General features: G+C 68.1%; 15 protein-coding genes. 8 read left to right on the plus strand and 7 right to left on the minus strand.

From position 1 onward, the window contains the following. Positions 1–31 precede the first annotated feature (31 nt). Together GX543_RS07610 and GX543_RS07615 are read left to right on the plus strand one after the other, a co-directional pair. Positions 32–3,295 (plus strand): arabinosyltransferase domain-containing protein, encoded by a 3,264-nt coding sequence (locus GX543_RS07610; protein ID WP_290851040.1) that lies wholly within the window; start codon positions 32–34, stop codon positions 3,293–3,295. Next, entirely contained in the window at positions 3,288–6,638 is a 3,351-nt protein-coding gene (locus tag GX543_RS07615; protein WP_290851042.1) for an arabinosyltransferase domain-containing protein, read from the plus strand. Before GX543_RS07610 ends, GX543_RS07615 begins: the two co-directional genes overlap by 8 nt. Here GX543_RS07615 and GX543_RS07620 read toward each other — a convergent pair. Beyond that, the gene (locus GX543_RS07620) at positions 6,628–6,807 is read right to left on the minus strand and encodes a hypothetical protein (RefSeq protein ID WP_290851081.1); all 180 of its coding nucleotides are present in this window, start codon (positions 6,805–6,807) and stop codon (positions 6,628–6,630) included. The genes GX543_RS07615 and GX543_RS07620 overlap by 11 nt on opposite strands. 74 nt (positions 6,808–6,881) lie before the next feature. Here GX543_RS07620 and GX543_RS07625 point away from each other — a divergent pair, with 74 nt between their 5' ends. After that, the gene (locus GX543_RS07625) at positions 6,882–7,958 is read left to right on the plus strand and encodes an NADH:flavin oxidoreductase (RefSeq protein ID WP_290851043.1); all 1,077 of its coding nucleotides are present in this window, start codon (positions 6,882–6,884) and stop codon (positions 7,956–7,958) included. A gap of 30 nt (positions 7,959–7,988) precedes the next feature. Here the strand turns inward: GX543_RS07625 and GX543_RS07630 are convergent, their stop codons facing one another. Next, the gene (locus tag GX543_RS07630; RefSeq protein WP_290851044.1) at positions 7,989–10,157 is read right to left on the minus strand and encodes a heavy metal translocating P-type ATPase; all 2,169 of its coding nucleotides are present in this window, start codon (positions 10,155–10,157) and stop codon (positions 7,989–7,991) included. Positions 10,158–10,251: 94 nt separating this feature from the next. Between GX543_RS07630 and GX543_RS07635 the strand changes: the two genes are divergently transcribed. The 5 genes from GX543_RS07635 to GX543_RS07655 all read left to right on the plus strand — a co-directional run bounded on the left by GX543_RS07635 (position 10,252) and on the right by GX543_RS07655 (position 14,362). Continuing rightward, positions 10,252–10,896: a DUF1345 domain-containing protein gene (locus tag GX543_RS07635; protein WP_290851046.1), complete on the plus strand. Its 645-nt coding sequence runs from the start codon at positions 10,252–10,254 to the stop codon at positions 10,894–10,896. Then, positions 10,893–11,513 (plus strand): LysE family transporter, encoded by a 621-nt coding sequence (locus GX543_RS07640; RefSeq protein WP_290851047.1) that lies wholly within the window; start codon positions 10,893–10,895, stop codon positions 11,511–11,513. Before GX543_RS07635 ends, GX543_RS07640 begins: the two co-directional genes overlap by 4 nt. Positions 11,514–11,609: 96 nt before the next feature. Further along, positions 11,610–12,116, plus strand: a complete 507-nt coding sequence (locus GX543_RS07645; RefSeq protein ID WP_290851049.1) for a hypothetical protein — start codon at positions 11,610–11,612, stop codon at positions 12,114–12,116. 55 nt (positions 12,117–12,171) lie between these two features. Then, complete coding sequence (locus tag GX543_RS07650) at positions 12,172–13,449, plus strand: flotillin family protein (protein ID WP_290851050.1); 1,278 nt, start codon at positions 12,172–12,174, stop codon at positions 13,447–13,449. A 70-nt stretch (positions 13,450–13,519) separates the two neighbouring features. Then, positions 13,520–14,362: a hypothetical protein gene (locus tag GX543_RS07655; RefSeq protein ID WP_290851052.1), complete on the plus strand. Its 843-nt coding sequence runs from the start codon at positions 13,520–13,522 to the stop codon at positions 14,360–14,362. A gap of 13 nt (positions 14,363–14,375) precedes the next feature. Here the strand turns inward: GX543_RS07655 and GX543_RS07660 are convergent, their stop codons facing one another. The 5 genes from GX543_RS07660 to GX543_RS07680 are packed head-to-tail and all read right to left on the minus strand — an operon-like array spanning position 14,376 to position 17,528. After that, the gene (locus tag GX543_RS07660) at positions 14,376–14,705 is read right to left on the minus strand and encodes a GNAT family N-acetyltransferase (protein ID WP_290851053.1); all 330 of its coding nucleotides are present in this window, start codon (positions 14,703–14,705) and stop codon (positions 14,376–14,378) included. Positions 14,706–14,715: 10 nt separating this feature from the next. Further along, entirely contained in the window at positions 14,716–15,702 is a 987-nt protein-coding gene (locus GX543_RS07665) for a pirin family protein (RefSeq protein ID WP_290851054.1), read from the minus strand. 3 nt (positions 15,703–15,705) lie between these two features. Further along, a complete protein-coding gene (locus GX543_RS07670) occupies positions 15,706–16,341 on the minus strand; it encodes an LON peptidase substrate-binding domain-containing protein (RefSeq protein ID WP_290851055.1) in 636 nt (211 codons plus the stop codon). Between the two features lie 52 nt (positions 16,342–16,393). Then, a complete protein-coding gene (locus GX543_RS07675; RefSeq protein WP_290851056.1) occupies positions 16,394–16,798 on the minus strand; it encodes a VOC family protein in 405 nt (134 codons plus the stop codon). A 49-nt stretch (positions 16,799–16,847) separates the two neighbouring features. After that, a complete protein-coding gene (locus GX543_RS07680) occupies positions 16,848–17,528 on the minus strand; it encodes a VOC family protein (protein WP_290851057.1) in 681 nt (226 codons plus the stop codon). Positions 17,529–17,530 lie beyond the last annotated feature (2 nt).

Here is a 17,530-nt window from a genome sequence, read left to right on the forward strand (position 1 = left end):
GGTTAAGTACCCTCGCCTATCCTCACTTGCGATGAGTACTTCACAGAGAGAGGCCGCGCGACGGTATTCGGTCGTCGCCACGATCGCCGGTCTGGTTGCGATCGTCGCCGCCCTCGCTACCCCGTTTCTGCCGGTCACGGCGCAATCGGCGTCGATTGACTGGCCGAACGGACAGCAGTTGGCCACCGACAACGGTTCGGTGGTCGCGCCCCTGGCCGCGCAGACCGCGAACGATCTCACCATCGCGATCGGTTGCAGCGTCCTCCAGAAGGCGGCAGCATCCGGCACCGACACCGTGATCGTGGCCACGGCGCCCTCGTCGGCGCCGCGGGAGATTCGCGATCGGGCGCTCTCGATCAGCGCCGGCGCGTCCGGAGTGCGCGTGGTGGTCGCGAACTCGGTGCTCGCCACCGCCGACCGCGCCGCGCTGAACAATTGTCAGGAACTGAAGTTCTGGGCCGACGAATCGGCGATGGGCGCCCAGTTCGTGGGCTCGGGCCCACCCGCCCGCGGCGACCCCCTGAATCGCCCACTCGTCGCAGGCGTGTTCACCTCCCTCTCCGGTGACGCCGTCCGCGCTGCTCAGGCCGACCTGAGCGTGCACATCGACGTCGACAACGCCTTCGACGTCTCCCGAACGTGGATCAAGACCGCCGTAATCGTCATCGGCGTGATCGCCGCCCTGATCGCGCTCATCGCCCTCGCGAAGCTCGACGCCGTCGCGCGCCTGCGCGGAGTGCTCCGGTCGCGTCGCCGACTGTTGCATCTGGCCGCCCCGAGCGCCACCGACCTCGTCGTCACCGCGGCCCTGGTCGTGTGGCACTTCCTCGCCGCCGGAACGTCCGACGACGGCTACATCCAGGTGATGGGCCGCAATGCGTCCGACGCCGGATACCTCTCGGACTACTACCGCTTCTTCGGCATCGCCGAGGCACCGTTCGACTGGTACTACTCGTTCCTCTCGCATTGGGCCACCATCAGCTCCGCGGGCATCTGGATGCGGTTGCCTGCTCTCGTCGCCGGCCTGCTGTCGTGGTTCATCCTCAGCCGCGTCCTGATCCCTCGGCTCGGACCCGCGGTCCGCGGATCGAAGTGGGCCGTGTTCAGCGGTGCCGCCGTGTTCGTGGCCTTCTGGATCGCCTTCTGCAGCGGGCTGCGCGCCGAGCCGATCATCGTGCTGGGTTCGCTGGTCACCTGGTGGCTGGTGGAGTCGGCGATCGCCACGCGACGGCTGCTTCCCGCAGCGCTCGCCACCTTCGCCGCGTTGCTGACGCTCGCGGCCGGACCGCAGGGCGTGGTCGCGGTGGCCGTTCTGATCGTCGGCTCGCGACCGATGCTCCGGATCGTGCGCTCGCTGCGCCGCGAGTACGGCCTGCTCCCCCTGTTCGCGTCGCTCGCCGCGGCGGCGTCGTTGATCGTGTTCCTCGTCTTCCGCACGCAGACCCTGGCGAACGTCGTCGAGGCGATCCGAGTGCGCTACACGGTGGGTCCGACGCTGTCCTGGTACCAGGAACTGATGCGGTACTACTTCATGACGGTCGGCACGCCCGACGGCGCGCTGATGAAGCGGATCCCGGTCCTGTTGCTCGTGGTCGCGCTCGGCGCCGGGGTCTCGCTGATGCTGCGTCACCGTCGTCTCGCCGGCTTCGCTCCGGGACCGGTGTGGCGTCTGATCGGCGCGGTTCTGCTGACCATCGGTCTGCTGTCGTTCGTGCCGACCAAGTGGACCGTCCAGTTCGGCGTGTTCGCGGGGATCGGCGCGGCCCTGACGGTGGTCGCGACCGCAGCGCTGATCGCCGTGGCCGGGAACTCTCCGCGCGTGCTGTGGACCTACGTCACCGTTCTGCTCGGGGCGTGTGCGGTCGCCACCTCCGGTAACAACGCGTGGGGCTGGGGTTACGACTACGGCATCCCGTGGTTCGACAAACCTCCGGTGATCGCCGGCCAGCCGGTCTCGACACTGTTCCTCGGACTCACCGCCGTCTCGTTCGCGGTCCTGCTGTGGGTGTGCGTGCGGCCCACGGACCGGCAGGCACCGACCTCGACCGTGGTCCGCCGCCGGCGACTCATCGCCGGCGTCCCGGTGGTCGTGATCACCGCAGCGCTGGTCCTGGGCGAGTTCGCGCTCTTCGGCCGCGCCGCGCTCGACCGCAGCGACACCTACACGGCATTCAGCGCCAACATGCGGGCCCTCAGCGGCAACACGTGCGGCATGGCCGATCGTGTGCTGGTGGAGCCGAACGCCAACGCGGGCATGCTCCAACCCGTCGCCCAGAAGGACGTCTCCAAAACGCTTGCGGGCGAATCCGTCGGATTCACCCCCGACGGCGTGGCCTTCGATCTGGACCCCGAACCGGTCCGACTCGGCGCAGGCACCATCCACACCGCGCCGAAACCGGGCAGCTCGTACACCGCCAAGGGCGCGCCCGCCGGGACCACCGGCGGATTCGGACCGCGCACGATCAACGGTTCGACGGTCGCCCTGCCGTTCGGGCTCGATCCCGCAACCACCCCGGTCCTCGGCAGTCACGGCTTCGACAACGGCACCGCGTCGCTGACGTCGGACTGGTACCGCCTTCCGCAGCGCGACGCCTCACCGCTGATCGTCATCTCGGCAGCGGGTTCGATCTTCTCGGTCGGCCAGGACGGCGCCCCGATCGGCGGACGCGATCTGAAGGTGGAGTTCGGCACCCAGGTGGGCGGCGAGTTTCAGACCGTCGGCGCGCCGTTCATCCCGATCGACGCCGGGCCCGACCATGCGAACCGCCCGTGGCGCAATCTTCGCATCCCGATGGCGGCGATTCCGGCGAACGCCACCACCATGCGGATCGTCGCCGTCGACTCGAACCTGAACCCCGACGAATGGCTGGCGGTGACCCCTCCCCGCGCTCCCCGGTTGAGCACGCTCCAGGAGGTCGTCGGCAGCGACGATCCCGTGCTGCTCGATCTCTCCGTCGGCAGCCAGTTCCCGTGCCAGCAACCGATCACCGCGCGCGACGGCGTCTTCACCGTCCCGCAGTGGCGGATCACGCCGGACCGGGCGACCACGTTCTCGAAGTCCAAGAGTTGGCAGCGGGCCTCCGCGGGCGGCATCCTCGCGGTCTCCGACGCACTCACGCAGTCGTCGACCGTCGCGACCTACCTGGAGAACGACTGGTATCGCGACTGGGGCAACCTGCTGAAGCTCACACCGCTGGTGCCCGAGGCTCCCCCGGCGCACCTCACCACGACCACGTCACGACAGTTCGGCTGGCACACCACCAGCACCATCGTGACGGGAGAAGCCGATGACTGACACCACTTCGAGCACCACCGAACGGTCGGCACGCACCCTCGCCACCGCCAAGATCGTGGCCGTCGTGACCGGACTGATCGGCATCCTGCTGGCCGCGGCCGCACCACTGCTGCCGGTCACCTACACCGACACCGAGATCAGTTGGCCGCAGGCCGCATCGGCCGGCGCGCCGCCGACGGTGGCGAACATCGCGGCGCCCAATGTGGCGTTCAACCCGCTGTCGATGGACGTCGCCGTGCCGTGCTCGCTGGCATCGCTGCTCCCCGAGGACGGCGGCGTGCTGCTGTCGACGGTTCCCAAGACCGGCCTCGAAGCCCGTCAGGTGGGGCTGTTCATCACCGCCACCCACGACAATCTGCTCGTGACCCAGCGCGGCGCGGTGCTCTTGTCGGTGCCGCGGGCCGCCGCGCAGGCGTCCGCCGACTGCGCGATCGTCGTGCACGCGGACACCTCCGGTACCCGGGGTGGCGTTGAAGGCCTTCCGGTCGAAGATGCGAATTTCGATATCCAGGACTCCAACATGCGGCCGCAGATCATCGGGGTCTACACCGATCTGCCCAAGACCGCGCCCACCGACGGGTTGAGCTTCCGGTCGACCGTCGACACCCGCTTCAGCACCAGCCCGACTCCCCTCAAGCTGACCCTGCTGATCATCGGCGTGCTGTCGACGATCGCCTCGATCATCGCCCTTGCGGTTCTCGACGCGCGCGACGGCCGCAAGATCCGTCGGCTCCTCCCGACCCGCTGGTGGCGGCCGACCGTCCTGGACGGTTTCGTCACCGCGGTCCTGGCGCTGTGGCTGATGATCGGCGGCAACACTGCCGACGACGGCTATCAGGTGACGGTCGGGCGCGTGGCGCCCGGAGCAGGATATCTGGACAACTACTACCGCTACTTCGGCGTGCCGCAGGATCCGTTCGGCTGGCATTACCAGTACCTCGCGAAGTGGATGGAAGTCAGCACCGCCATCCCGTGGCTGCGTCTCCTGCCGTTCCTGTTCGCCATCGCGACGTGGTTCCTGATCAGCCGGATCGCCATCCCGCGCCTGGGCCGCACCCTGCGCTCGGACTCCGTGGCCCGGTGGGCTGCTGCCCTCGCCTTCCTCGCCGTCTGGATGCCGTTCAACAACGGTCTCCGCGTCGAGCCGGCGATCACGCTGGGCATCCTTCTCACCTGGGTGCTGGTGGAGCGCGCGATCGCGACGGGCCGTTTCGTCCCCTATGCGCTGGCCATCGTGTCGGCGGCATTCACGCTGACGATTCACCCGGTCGGCGCCGTCGCCGCCGTCGCCCTGGTGGCCGGCCTGCGGCCGATGCTGCGTCGTCTGAAGTCCCGCCGCGGCGACATCGGACTGTGGCCGATCCTGATCCCGACGACCGCCTCCGGGCTGCTGGTGATGTACGAGATCTTCGCCGATCAGCCGATCGCGACCATCCTGGAAGGCATCGAGGCCCAGGGCGTCGTCGGACCGACCAACAAGTGGTCCAACGAGGCCATGCGCTGGTACATCCTGCTGAACCCCACGCCCGACGGTTCGATTGCGCGGCGTGTCGGCATCTTCGTCACCATCCTGGCCGTCCTGCTGGTGGTCCTGGTGCTGGTGCGCAAGCGCAACGTCTCCGGGGTCGCGACCGCTGCGGTGTGGCGCCTGGTCGCCGTCACCGGCGGCGCTGTCGCCGTCCTGGCGTTCGTGCCGACCAAGGCGACCCACCAGATGGGCATCTTCGCCTCCCTCGCCGGCCCGTTGGCAGCTGCGGCGACGGCCTTCCTCCAGCCGAGCATCGTGCGACGCCGCTGCAACCGGACGTTCTTCGCCGCGGCCGCCGCGTACGCGCTCGCCGTGGCCTTCGCCGGTCGGAATCAGTGGTGGTACGTCGGCAGTTACGGCATCCCGTGGGCCGACGACACCCCGCACGTGGCGGGCATCGAACTGTTCTGGCCGATCTTCGCCGTGGCCGTGGCACTGACCGCGCTCGGCATCTGGCATTACTACCGCGACGACGCTCGCGCGCAGACCGGCGACGAGCGACCGGAGCCCGCTCCGTATCTTCGCGGCGCATCCCGCGCTCTGGACAAGCTGCCGATGTACGCGCTCGTCATCATGTCGGCCTCGATCCTGCTGTTCAACATGATCTCGTACGGCAAGGCGACCCGGACCCAGGCCGACTCGTGGAGTTGGGCCAGCTCGAACATCGACACCTTCCGGGGCAAGCCGTGCGCCCTCGCCGAAGCAGTCCTGGTGGAGCCGGATCCGAACGAAGGACTCCTGGCTCCGGCAGCGCTGTCGGGCCGCGCCGCGCCGGGCATCGCTCAGGCCCTCGCCGGTGGACCGATCCCTTCGGGGTTCAGTCCAGACGGTGTGCCGTCGCACCTGGAGACCGAGGAGGAGGCGTCCGAAGGGTCCGACGACACCGACACGCAGTCCGCGCAGCCGGTCGACGACAGTCAGCGCGAGTCGGCGACCGACCTCACCGAGACCACCTCGTCGTCGGACACCAGCGGTGGCACCACCCGGACCAAGGGGGTCAACGGCTCGTCGGTCAAGCTCCCGTTCGGCCTGGACCAGAAGCGCGTCCCGGTCCTCGGCACCTACGGCACCGAGACCGGCATGGGGCATCTGACGTCGGACTGGTATCAGCTGCCGAAGCGGTCGGCCGACCGACCGCTGGTGACGATGTCGGTGGCGGGCAAGATCGAGACGATCGATGCGCTCGCGGTGATGCGCAAGGGCCAGTCCCTGCGCCTGGAGGCCGGCCGCGTCGGTGCCGACGGCACTGTCACGACCGTCGCGTCGCTGATTCCGCACGACGCGGGCGGGGCACCGGAGTGGCGCAACGTGAGCTTCCCGATGGACCAGATCCCCGGCGGAGCGACGGTGGTGCGTGTGGTCGCCGAAGACACCTCGCCGAGCGTTGACGCCTGGCTGGCAGTGACCCCACCGCGTTCGACCAAGCTGAAGACCCTCAACGAGCTCGTCGGGCGTGAGGATCCGGTGCTCCTGGACTGGGAGGTCGCCTTCGCGTTCCCGTGCCAGCGTCCGGCAGCGGTGGTCCACGGCGTGCTGGAGACCCCCAAGTGGCGCGTCACGCCCGACGCCGAGGGCGAGCGAGTGAACTCAGCCCGCTGGATGGCGGGCGACTACGGCGGTCCACTCGGCATCACCGAGAACGAGTTGAGTCCCACCGAGATCCCCGCGTACCTGAAGAACGACTGGGCACGGGACTGGGGATCGTTGCAGCGCTATACCCCGCTGCTGCCTCAGCGCGACGCCGAGCTGACCCTGACCGACGCCGATCGCAGCGGGCTGTGGACACCCGGGCCCATGCGAGTGATCAGGAACTGATCGGGTCGAAGACCGACCAGCAGATGTCGTTGCGCAGACGCTGATCGTCGAGCACGAGCTCGCGAACTCGCGGGGGCAACCGATCACGTTGCCAGCGGGCCTCGCGAGCTCGTGCGTCTTCGCCGTCGGCACGGGAGGCCGTCGCCATCACCGCCTTGATGGCGTTCATGATCCCATCGGTTCGACGGTACTCGGCCGCCGGGCACGATCGTCGCCGTCGCACGCGGCCGATAGGCTGACGTGATGACGACTGCCGCCTCTCCCCTCGCTTTCACTCGCGGCCCGGCCTGGGCCAACCGCATCGCGCTGGCGCCGCTGACCAATCTGCAGAGCAACGCCGATGGCACCCTCACCGACGACGAGCATGATTGGCTGGTCCGTCGCGGGCAGGGCGGGTTCGGCATGGTCATGACGTGCGCGGCCTGGGTCACCGAGAGGGGACACAGCTTCGACGGCCAGCTCGGCGTGAGCGGACCGCAACACTTCGACGGCCTGCAGCGCCTGGCGCGCGGCCTGCGCGAGGCGGGAACCGTCTCGTCCATTCAGCTGCAGCACGGCGGACGACGCGGTGACGGTCAGCTCGACCCGCTGCGCGCCGCGCCCTGGACCGAGGAAGCCAAGAATGCGGTGGCGATGACCACCGCGGAGGTGGAAGCGGTCGTGACCGATTTCGCCGACGCGGCAGCGCTCGCAGAACGCGCAGGGTTCGACGGCGCGGAGATTCACGGCGCCCACGGGTACCTGATCGGCCAGTTCCTCGACGGCCGCAGCAATCAGCGCAGCGACAGGTACGGCGGCAGCGCCGACAACCGCTTCCGCATCGTGCACGAGGTGGTCGACGCGGTCCGTCGGGCCACCGGCCCCGACTTCCAGGTGGGCCTGCGCCTGTCGCCCGAGCGGTACGGCATTCCCCTGGCAGAAGGTCTCGAACTGGCATCCCAGGCACTCGGGGCCGGGCAGCTGGACTACCTCGACATGTCGCTGTGGGACGCGTTCAAGGAGCCGCACGAAGAGGCCCACCGCGGCCGACGGCTGCTGGATCTGTTCGCCGAGCTGCCGCGTGCCGACACCCGCCTCGGCGTGGCGGGCAAGATCCTCAGCGGTGCCCAGGTGGCCGAATGCCTCGCCGCCGGCGCCGACTTCGTTCTCATCGGCACCGGCGGGATCCTGCATCACGACTTCGCGGCCAAGGTGGTCGCGGACCCGGGTTTCGCGTCTATTGCGCATCCGGTCTCGGCCGACCACATGCGATCGGAGTCCGTCGGACCGGCGTTCCTGAACTACCTGGCGACCAACTGGGACGACTTCGTCCTGCGCTGATCCCCCGGTCCCCGGTCCGACGAACTCCGCCTACGCGAGTACGCGCGCGGTGCTGGCGGCCGGATCGAGATCGAGGCGACGCAGCAACTGCGAGTTGAGCGCGACGACGATCGTCGACACCGACATCAGGATGGCGCCGACGCTCATCGGCATCACGAAGCCGATGGGAGCCAGCACGCCCGCGGCCAGCGGGACGGAGATCAGGTTGTAGCCCGCCGCCCACCACAGGTTCTCCTTCATCTTGCGGTAGCCGGCGCGCGACAGTTCGATCACCGACAGCACCGAGCGGGGATCCGAGCTCGCGAGTACCACTCCGGCGGAGGCGATGGCGACGTCTGTGCCCGCACCGATGGCGATGCCGACGTCGGCGGTGGCGAGGGCCGGGGCGTCGTTGACGCCGTCGCCGACCATGGCGACCACGCGACCCTCCGCCTGGAGCTCGGCCACCTTGCCCGCCTTGTCCTCCGGCCGGACTCCGGCGTACACGCGGTCGACGCCGAGTTCGGCGGCCACCGTCTGCGCCACGGCCTGGGCGTCGCCGGTGATCATCACGACCTCGACGCCGAGCCGGTGCAGGGCGTTCACCGCGTCGCGGGACTCGGGACGGATGTCGTCGGCCAGCTTCAGCGCGCCGACCACCCGACCGTCGCTCACCACGTGGAGGATGATGGCGCCCTCGGTGCGCCAGCGGTCGGCGACCTCGAGTTCGTCCGCTCCATGCAGCGCGAGCATCCGCGGCCCGCCGACCTCCACCCGAACTCCGTCGACCGTGGCTGCGACGCCGGTTGCGGGCTCCGAGGTGAACTCGGTGGCGGCGGGCACCGGCAGTGCGCGCTCGGCGGCCGCACCGACGATCGCGACAGCGAGCGGGTGTTCGCTGTCGGACTCGGCGGCCGCGGCCAGCGCGAGGACCTCGTCGTCGGTGTGCTCGCCTGCCGTCATCACCTCGACGACCGTCGGCGCTCCCTTGGTGAGCGTGCCGGTCTTGTCGAACAGGACGGTGTCGACCGACCGCATCCGCTCCAGAGCCAACCGGTCCTTCACCAGGACGCCTCCGCGGGCGGCGCGTTCGGTGGCGATCGAGACGACCAGCGGAATGGCGAGACCGAGGGCGTGGGGGCAGGCGATAACCAGCACGGTGATCACTCGGATCACGGCGTTGTCGGGCATGCCCAGGGCCATCCAGATCACCGCGGTGAGGGCAGCGGATCCGAGCGCGAACCAGAAGAGCCAGCCTGCGGCGCGGTCGGCCAGACGCTGCGCCTTCGACGAGGACGCCTGCGCGTCGGCGACCATGCGGGCGATGCCCGCCAGCGCGGTGTCATCCCCGACTGCGGTCACCCGGATACGAAGTCCGGAGTCGGTGGCGACGGTTCCTGCGACTACCGCATCACCGATGGTCCGGGAGACGGTGCGGGACTCCCCCGTGACCATCGATTCGTCGACGTCGGCCGTCCCGTCGACGACCGTTCCGTCGGCCGGGATGGAAGCGCCCGGACGGACGAGGACGATGTCGCCGAGCCGGATATCGGCGGGCGCCACACGACGGGTCTCGTCGCCCTCGACCACTTCGGCTTCGTCCGGCAGCAGGGCTGCCAAGGAGTCGAGCGCCGACGTGGTCTGGGCCAGCGAGGCCATCTCGATCCAGTGGCCGAGCAGCATGATCACCACGAGGAGAGCGAGCTCCCACCAGAAGCTCAGTTCGTGGCTCAGCAGTCCCAGGGTCGATCCCCACGAGGAGATGAACGCGACGGTGATCGCGAGGCCGATGAGAAGCATCATTCCGGGCTTGCGGGCACGGATCTCCTCGACCGCGCCGGTCAGGAACGGTCGACCGCCCCACAGGTAGACCACCGTGCCCAGAACCGGCGCGATCCAGCGCGCCCAGCTCGGGACGTCGTAGCCGAAGAGGTCGGCGAACATCGGGTCGAAGACGACCACCGGCACCGCGACGGCGGCCATCGTCCAGAAGAGTCGCCGGAACACGGCGACATGACCGGCGTGACCCCCGTGGGAGTCATGGCCCGAGTGTGAGTCACGGCCCGGCGAGTCGTCACCGTGGTGCTCCGCATGGCCGTCGTGGACGTCGTGGCTCGAGTGAGCCTCATTCCCGGCATGCGACCCGTGGTGGGCCGCTTCTCCATGCTCGTGGATCGCATCCGCCGGGTGATGCGTCGCGCCGCTCTCCGTGTGTGCCATGAACCGAAGGTATACCCATAGGGGGTATGGGTCAAGGGTCAATTCAGCGCGGCTTGCTTCGCGGCTCGCCACCGACCCACGTACGCTTCTCGACATGCACAACCGCGTGGATCGTCGCTCCCGCATGGCCGGATTCGCCGCCACCGTCGCCGATTCAGTCCTCGTCGCACTGTCGTTGGTCAGCGTCTTCGCGGACTCTTTGATTCTGATGGTGATCTGGGAAGTCACCGCCGTGGCCTACATCGTAGCGGCCTGGCTCCTCAGCCAGCGGATGACCATGCGCGGCGCCTCCGACAGCCGCACCGGAATCTTCCAGTGGCTGTCGTGGTTGATGCCGCTCGCAGCCAGTGTCGCGGGTATCAACGCCGCACTCTTGGCGCTGGTCGGCAAGAGTCTCGTCGAGGACGGGTACGACGTCGGCGGCCTCCGCGTGCTCGGCGTCGCCGGAATCATCATCTCGTGGGCGCTGCTCAACGCCAGTTTCGTGAACGTGTACATGACACTGCTGGACAGGGCGAAGCCCGACGCCCCGCCCTTCCATGTACCGGGTGAGCCCCATCCCGATTATCCGGAGATGATCTACTTCTCGTTCACCATCGGCACCAGCTTCTCGGTATCGGACGTGCACGTGATCACCAGACAGGCGCGTCGAGCAGTGCTCGTTCACAGCGTCGTCGCCTTCTTCTTCAACGCGATCGTGGTCGCTGCGGCCTTCCAGGTCCTGCAGCAGATCACGTGACCGCGTCCACCTGGTTCGCGCTGCTGGGCGCATGCCTGCTCATCAGCCTCACCCCGGGCGCAGGCGCCATCAACACGATGAACAACGCGCTCAACGTCGGCTTCCGCCGGTCCATCTGGGGCATCCTCGGGCAGCAGCTAGCCCTGCTGATCCAGCTGGTGATCGTCGCGCTGGGCCTCGGCCTGGTGATCGCCAAATCACCGACCGCGTTTGCGGTGATCCGCTACGTGGGCGCCGCCTACCTCATCTACCTGGGCATTCAGCAGATCCGAGCAAGAACAGAGACCGACGACGACTCTCCTCGGAGTACGGTCGACGAGTCGGCGTGGTCGATGTTCACCCGCGGAGTCTGGGTCAATCTCCTCAACCCGAAAGCCATCGTCTTCCTCGTGGCATTCATCCCCGGCTTCGTGCGGACCGAGCACGACATCGCCACCCAGTACGCCCAGATCGGCGTGACCATCGTCGTCGTCGACGTCCTGATCATGTGGCTCTTCTTCGCGCTCGTCGGCCGCGCCTTCCGCCGCCTCACCAGCACCGCGCGCGGCCGGCGCCGTCTGAACCTGCTCTTCGGCGTGCTCTTCATCGGCGTCGGACTGATGTTGGTCTTCATGTAGGCGACGCCTGCCTACCCGGTGCCGTCAGACGTCCGAATGGCTGCTCCCGCACCGTGTGTCAGACTGGAGCCACACACGACGGCAATGGGGGTTGGCGTGCTTGGAATCGTTTTGCTGGCCATCGGCGGGGTGGGACTGGTCCTGACCCTGTTGTCGCTGTTCGGCCTGGACTTCGGGGACTTCGACTTCGATGTCGGAGACTCGGGCGCCGGGCTGCTCTCCATCCTCATGCCGTTCACGATGGGATTCGGCCTGCTCGCCGGCGGGTTGATGCAGTTCTCCGACACCTCGACCTGGGTGGCCCTGCTCGTCGGCCTGGCCGCCGGCGCCCTGCTGTCGGTGATGACCGTCGCCCTGATCGGCTACCTCGTCGGATCCGAGGCCGAAGTGCCCTCGCTGGACTTCGTCGGATCCGCGGTCCGCGTTGTCGAACCGGTGACCCCCGGCCGATTCGGCGTCGGAGAAGTCGACTCGGTGCTCGGGTCACAGCAGATCACCATCACCTCCGACGAAGCGCTCGAGTACAACGCCTCGGCGGTCGTCATCGAGAAGCAGCCAGACCGCGACAGTTACGTGGTCGTTCGACTCTCCACCGCCTTCTGATCGTCGCCCTCCGGTTCGCCCCGCGAACCGACCGAAAGAAAGGAACCCATCACCCATGGGAGCCGTCCTCGGCGCAGTAGTGGCCATCGTGGTCCTGCTCGTCCTCACCGCAATCCTTTTACTATCTCGCTATCGGGTCCCCGGAGCGGAAGAGGCCTTCATCGTCACCGGTACCGGAAAGGGACCGCAGGGCAAGGTCTACCGCGGCACCGGAACGTTTGTGCTGCCAGTGGTCCAGCGCGCGACCCGGGTGCAGCTTTCGTCGGTCAAGGCCGACCTCGACACCTCGACGCCGGCCAACGACGGCATCGAACTGAAGGTCCGCGGCGTCGCGATCGTGAAGGTCGGCGACACCCCGGAGTCCATTCTCAAGGCCGGACCGCGCTTCGGCGATGACCTGAACCGCGTTCGAGCCCTGGTCACCGAGCAACTGTCGGGTGAACTGCGGTCGATCGTCGGCACCATGACCGCCAAGAGCATCCTGGTGGACCGTCAGCAGTTGGTCGACCAGGTGGCCCAGTCGATCAAAGAGATTCTGGGCAATCAGGGCCTGGTGCTCGACAGTTTCTCGATCAACGACGTCCAGGACTCCGACGGCCAGTACTTCTCCGACCTCGCCGCGCGCGAGCGCTCCGACCAGGCGGCCATCGCGGCCAAGTCGCGCGCCGAGGCCCACCGGGTGGCCGAGGAGAGCCGGATCGCCAACGAGCAGGCCGTGATCCAGCAGCAGCGCGAGCTCGACATCGAACGCGAAGCAGCACGTCAGGCCACCGATCGCGCGGCCGCTGAGGCTGACGCCGTACGTCCGCTGGTGGAAGCCGAGCGTCGTCGCATTCAGGTGGAGAAGGACAACGAGGTCGCCGAGCAGCACGCCCGCCTCCGCGACACCGAGCTGGACGCCGAGGTCCGTCGTCCCGCCGAGGCCGAGCTGTACGCCGCGCAGCAGCGCGCCGAGGCACGCAAGGCCGAGATCATCGCCGAGGCCGCAGCTAAGGCCGAGGGCATCCGAATCACCGGTCAAGCCGAGGCCGAAGCCCTGGAGAAGCGCGCCGAGGCTCTCGGCAAGCTCGACAACGTCGGACAGTTGGAGCTCGTGCTGAGCAAGCTGCCCGCGATCGTCCAGGCGGCATCGGAGCCGTTGACCGAAGCGAACATCACGCTGGTCGGCGACTCGGTGAGTCCCATCGCCAAGGGCGCCGGGTCGACCGTCGTCAGTGCCATGGAGCTGATCCAGGGAACCACCGGCATCGACCTGGCCGGCATGATCTCGAACCTCGGTGCGTCGACCAGCCCGAAGGCCGACGACTCCATCGAATCGGATTCCGCCGAATAGATCGACTGTCCCCGGGTGGTCGGGCTAAGGTCTCGACTGACCGACGCCCCCGCCACACCGAGGACCTGCTGTGAACTTCCGCCGCCGCGCACTGCGAATCATCATCACCGGCCTCGCCGGAGCAGTCGCGGCGGCGGTCGTCGCACCTGCGGTGTCATCGACTGGACCTGCGGCGTCGGCCACGCCCTCCGAGTGGACGCTGACCTCGACCAGCGACAATTCGACACTCGCCTACAACCAGGGTCTCGCCACCGGCGGCGGCCTCCTCCACGGGCGCGGCTACCTGACGATCCGACCTGAACTGGCCGCCGAGGGATGGACGCATATCGGCGATCAGGACATCTACCGCAGTGAGACCTACGACGCCTACGAGAATCTCGACGCCGGTCGCAAACTGTATGCCGTCACCGGCCGCGACGGCGCCGTTCGCCGCTACTATCATCGGCTAGCCCCCGGGGAGTTGGCGAACAACTCGTTCGTGACGGTCGACCCGTCGGGGAAGTACCTGGTCAGCGGTGAGTGGAAGGTGCAGAAGCGGCTGCTGGTCTTCGCCAACCCGCGCGCTCAGCGCAGTGGAAGTCAGGTGCCGTTGGTCGGCCAGATCAATCTCGACCAGCCGCTGGAGAACGTGCAGAGCTGCGATTTCGTCGACGCCACCCGCCTGGTCTGCGCCGTCGACAAGCCGCGTCAGGCCGTCTACTCCGTGTGGCTGTCGCGGCCGTTGACCAGCGGGACCACCGTGACGGGCCGCGTGACGCACGACTTCGACGTCCCCAAGCACAGCGCGTGCAAAGGCGGCTACGAGGTGGAGGGCATCGACTACGACGCGCGACGCAAGCTATTGAGCGTCGGCATCATCGACCCCTCCCCCTGCCTGCTGAACACCAAGGTGTTCCGCTACGCGCGGCGGTGAGTCGGACTCGCAGCTAGCGGGACTTCAGGAACTGGAGGATCTCCGGGGTCACCGGATCGGCGAGGTCGGCGACGTCGTCGTGCTTGCTGATGTAGCGGGCCACGAGCGGGCACACTGCGACGACGCGCTGGCCCGCGGCGCGGGTGTCGGCGAGGGCCTCCCGGACCAGGATGGAGCTGAGGCCGCGGCCGGCGAAGCGGTCGTCCAGCTCGGTGTGCGGGAAGATGCGCTGGGGTCCACGATCGACGAACAGCGTGAAACCCGCCAGCTCGTCGTTCACGAAGATGTCGTAGCGGCCCTGCTCGTCGTTCCGGCTGACGGAGGTGCGGTCGGCTTCGGTCACGGGTCTCTTCCTATCGTTGCGGCCGCTTGCGCGGCTTGAGTCGACTGTTCGGGAGCGGCGGCGCGGGGATCCATTCCGCGGAACCCCAGCCGTCTACTGATCCGAAACGCTCGGCGCGCTCCTGCCATTCCTCGCGGTACCCGACGATCTCGTCGTGGGTGCGCCCGACGAAGTTCCACCACATGATGACGTCCTCCTCGAACGGCTCGCCGCCGAGAACTACGACACGGGCCGGCACGTCGGTGGTGTTGACCAGTTCCAGACGCGTTGCGCCCGGACCCACGTACGCCAACGACGACCGGCCGATCGCAACGCCGTTCACCTCCAACGCGTCGGTGTCGAGCAGAACACCGTGCTCAAAGGTCGCATCGACGTCGAGGTCGACGCTCGCCCGTGGTTCGATGATGACTTCCGCGCCCATCAGCGGCGTCGCGGTGACGATGTCGGCCGTCGATCCGCCGAGCGTTCCCACGAAGACCTTCATACTGCCGACCGCCGCTCCCGCGGGATCCGTCAGCGGGACCGACGGCGGCGCGTAGTGCTGGAATCCGTGCGGGTCGTCGCGGACCGCGTCGGGCAGCGCCACCCACAGCTGCAATCCGTGCAGCATCTCGACCCGTTCGGTCGACACCTCGGAATGGCTGATGCCGTGGCCGGCCGACATCAGGTTCATCTCTCCCGGCAGCACCATGGCGTGAACCCCGGCGCTGTCGCGGTGCTCGATCTCGCCCTCGAACAGCCAGCTGACCGTCTGCAGGCCGGTGTGCGGGTGTGGAATCACCTGCATCCCGCCCGACTGCGACACCGGCTCCGGTCCATAGTGATCGGCGAAGCACCACGCGCCGACCATCGATCGGTCTCTGGTCGGCAGCGTCCGGTTGACCTTCATCGCACGAATCCCGCCGAGCGGAACCGAGCGCGCCTCGATCACTTCGATGCCTTCCTCCGGACACGAGACGCATTCGATCTCCGCCGGTTCAGCCTCAATGTTGCTCATCGCTCATCCCTTCAAACGAAATCTCAGTGCGGCGATCAGGTCGTCGAGCGCCGTCTCGATCACCTCGACACGGGTAGCGGCGTCGGACGCCGTCAGGACTTTGTACCGGTCGGCGGGACCGAGCGGGAGGTCGGATGCCGCGCGGAACGACGCCGTCGTCGAATCCATCGCCTCGTAGTCGACGGGCTTGGTGAGCTGCGACGCGATCCACCGCAACTGAGCGTCCTGACGTCCGCCCTGCCCGCACAGCAGTTGGAGTTGCGCGCGCTTCTGCAGCAGCTCCGACCATTCGAGACGCCCACCGACGGGGTCGACCAGATCGTCGACACGCGCCCGCGGGTACGGCTCGTCGGGCAGCCATTCGGAGACACGAATCCGATCGGAGCCCCGGCAGAGCAGCGAGTAGCGGCCGGGCCCGGACTGGGTGATCGTCTCGACGTGCGCGATGGTGCCGACCATCGACCGGACATCACCGCCACCGACCTCGGAACCGCGTTCAATCAGCACCGTCCCGAACCGGCCTTCTCCCGATTCGACATCGGAAATCATTGCGGCATAGCGAGGTTCAAAGATCCGGAGGGGAAGTTCCTCGCCCGGCAGGAGCACTGCCCCCAGCGGAAACATCGGCATCTCCCTCATGGCGATCAGCGTACCCGGCGGTCGCTGCCGGGTGGCCGAAGACGACCGACGACTACTCGCCGTCGCTGACCATCCATCGGATCCCGAACTTGTCGACGCACATGCCGAAGCGATAGCCCCACGGCGCCTGCACGAACGGGACCTCGACGGTGCCGCCATCGGAGATACCGTCCCACCAGGACTGCGTGATGTCGGTGTCCGAGTTGCTGACCGAGACCGCGAGATTCTGGCCGGTCGGCGCATCGGCGTTCTCCGGCGAGTCGGCCGCCATGATCACCAGACCGTCGGCGGTCTCCAGAGTTCCGTGCATCACCCGGTCTGCGCTCTCCGGCGGTGTGCCGGGCACATCGGCGAAGGTGCGCAGCGACACCTCACCGCCGAAGACGCCCCGGTAGAACTCCAGCGCGGGACGGGCGGTGTCTCCGAGCATCAAGTACGGATTGAGTTGAGCAGGCATCAGGTTCCTTTCGAAGGACTTACGACAGTCTGCGCTCCGACGACCGCGATCACTGCTGGATCAACAGGGTCGCGGTGCCGAGAGCAGGTTCCCGCACGGTGCAGACCTGCGTCCCGGCCTTGCGTCCCGTGCGGACCTCGCTGACGTTCAAGCCGGCCTGCACCAGCCGCTCGCGCTCGGCGACGATGTCCGCCGACCGCCACGCCACGCCCATCAGGGCGATGCCGTCGGCCGGGTCCGACGACCCCGCGACCACTTCCAGGACCGCGGTGGACGTGCGGAAGAAGAGTTGCGAGACGCCCTTCCCGAGGTCGCGCACCAGTCTCAGGTTGATGCCGAGGCGACCACCGAAGGTCGCGACCGCCGAGTCCGCATCGGCGACGGTGAGCACCACGTGGTCGATCATCGGCCCCGCCGGGTCCGCGGCGTCCAGCGCAGTGAGCCGCAGCGGAGGCAGGTCCGCGAGCGACGCTGCGTCGGAGTGGTGATCAACGGCCACGCCGCGTCGCTGCACCAGATCTGCGGCACCTGCCAGGTCCGCAACGCGGAGGTCGACGGTCAATGGGGCGTCGACGCCTGCCAATCCGATCGAGCCGTTGGTCGCGGACCAGCGCCCGGAACGACCGGGCCCGAGCAGGTGGTCGTAGATCCGTGTCGACGCCTCGACGTCGCCGGTGGGCAACGTGAGGTGGACGTCGTCGATGGCCAGCGGATCAGGAATCGATTTCACGG

The sequence above is a fragment of the Gordonia sp. (in: high G+C Gram-positive bacteria) genome (assembly GCF_012515855.1).
Lineage (GTDB): Bacteria > Actinomycetota > Actinomycetes > Mycobacteriales > Mycobacteriaceae > Gordonia.

Bases quoted from the DNA above. Each gene is read 5' to 3' on its own strand.
- GX543_RS07665 (WP_290851054.1), bottom strand. From the start codon at position 15,702: ATGAGCAACATTGAGGCTGAACCGGCGGAGATCGAATGCGTCTCGTGT.
- GX543_RS07650 (WP_290851050.1), top strand. From the start codon at position 12,172: ATGGGAGCCGTCCTCGGCGCAGTAGTGGCCATCGTGGTCCTGCTCGTC.
- GX543_RS07630 (WP_290851044.1), bottom strand. From the start codon at position 10,157: ATGGCACACACGGAGAGCGGCGCGACGCATCACCCGGCGGATGCGATC.
- GX543_RS07635 (WP_290851046.1), top strand. From the start codon at position 10,252: ATGCACAACCGCGTGGATCGTCGCTCCCGCATGGCCGGATTCGCCGCC.
- GX543_RS07610 (WP_290851040.1), top strand. From the start codon at position 32: ATGAGTACTTCACAGAGAGAGGCCGCGCGACGGTATTCGGTCGTCGCC.
- GX543_RS07615 (WP_290851042.1), top strand. From the start codon at position 3,288: ATGACTGACACCACTTCGAGCACCACCGAACGGTCGGCACGCACCCTC.
- GX543_RS07675 (WP_290851056.1), bottom strand. From the start codon at position 16,798: ATGCCTGCTCAACTCAATCCGTACTTGATGCTCGGAGACACCGCCCGT.
- GX543_RS07625 (WP_290851043.1), top strand. From the start codon at position 6,882: ATGACGACTGCCGCCTCTCCCCTCGCTTTCACTCGCGGCCCGGCCTGG.
- GX543_RS07620 (WP_290851081.1), bottom strand. From the start codon at position 6,807: ATGAACGCCATCAAGGCGGTGATGGCGACGGCCTCCCGTGCCGACGGC.
- GX543_RS07670 (WP_290851055.1), bottom strand. From the start codon at position 16,341: ATGAGGGAGATGCCGATGTTTCCGCTGGGGGCAGTGCTCCTGCCGGGC.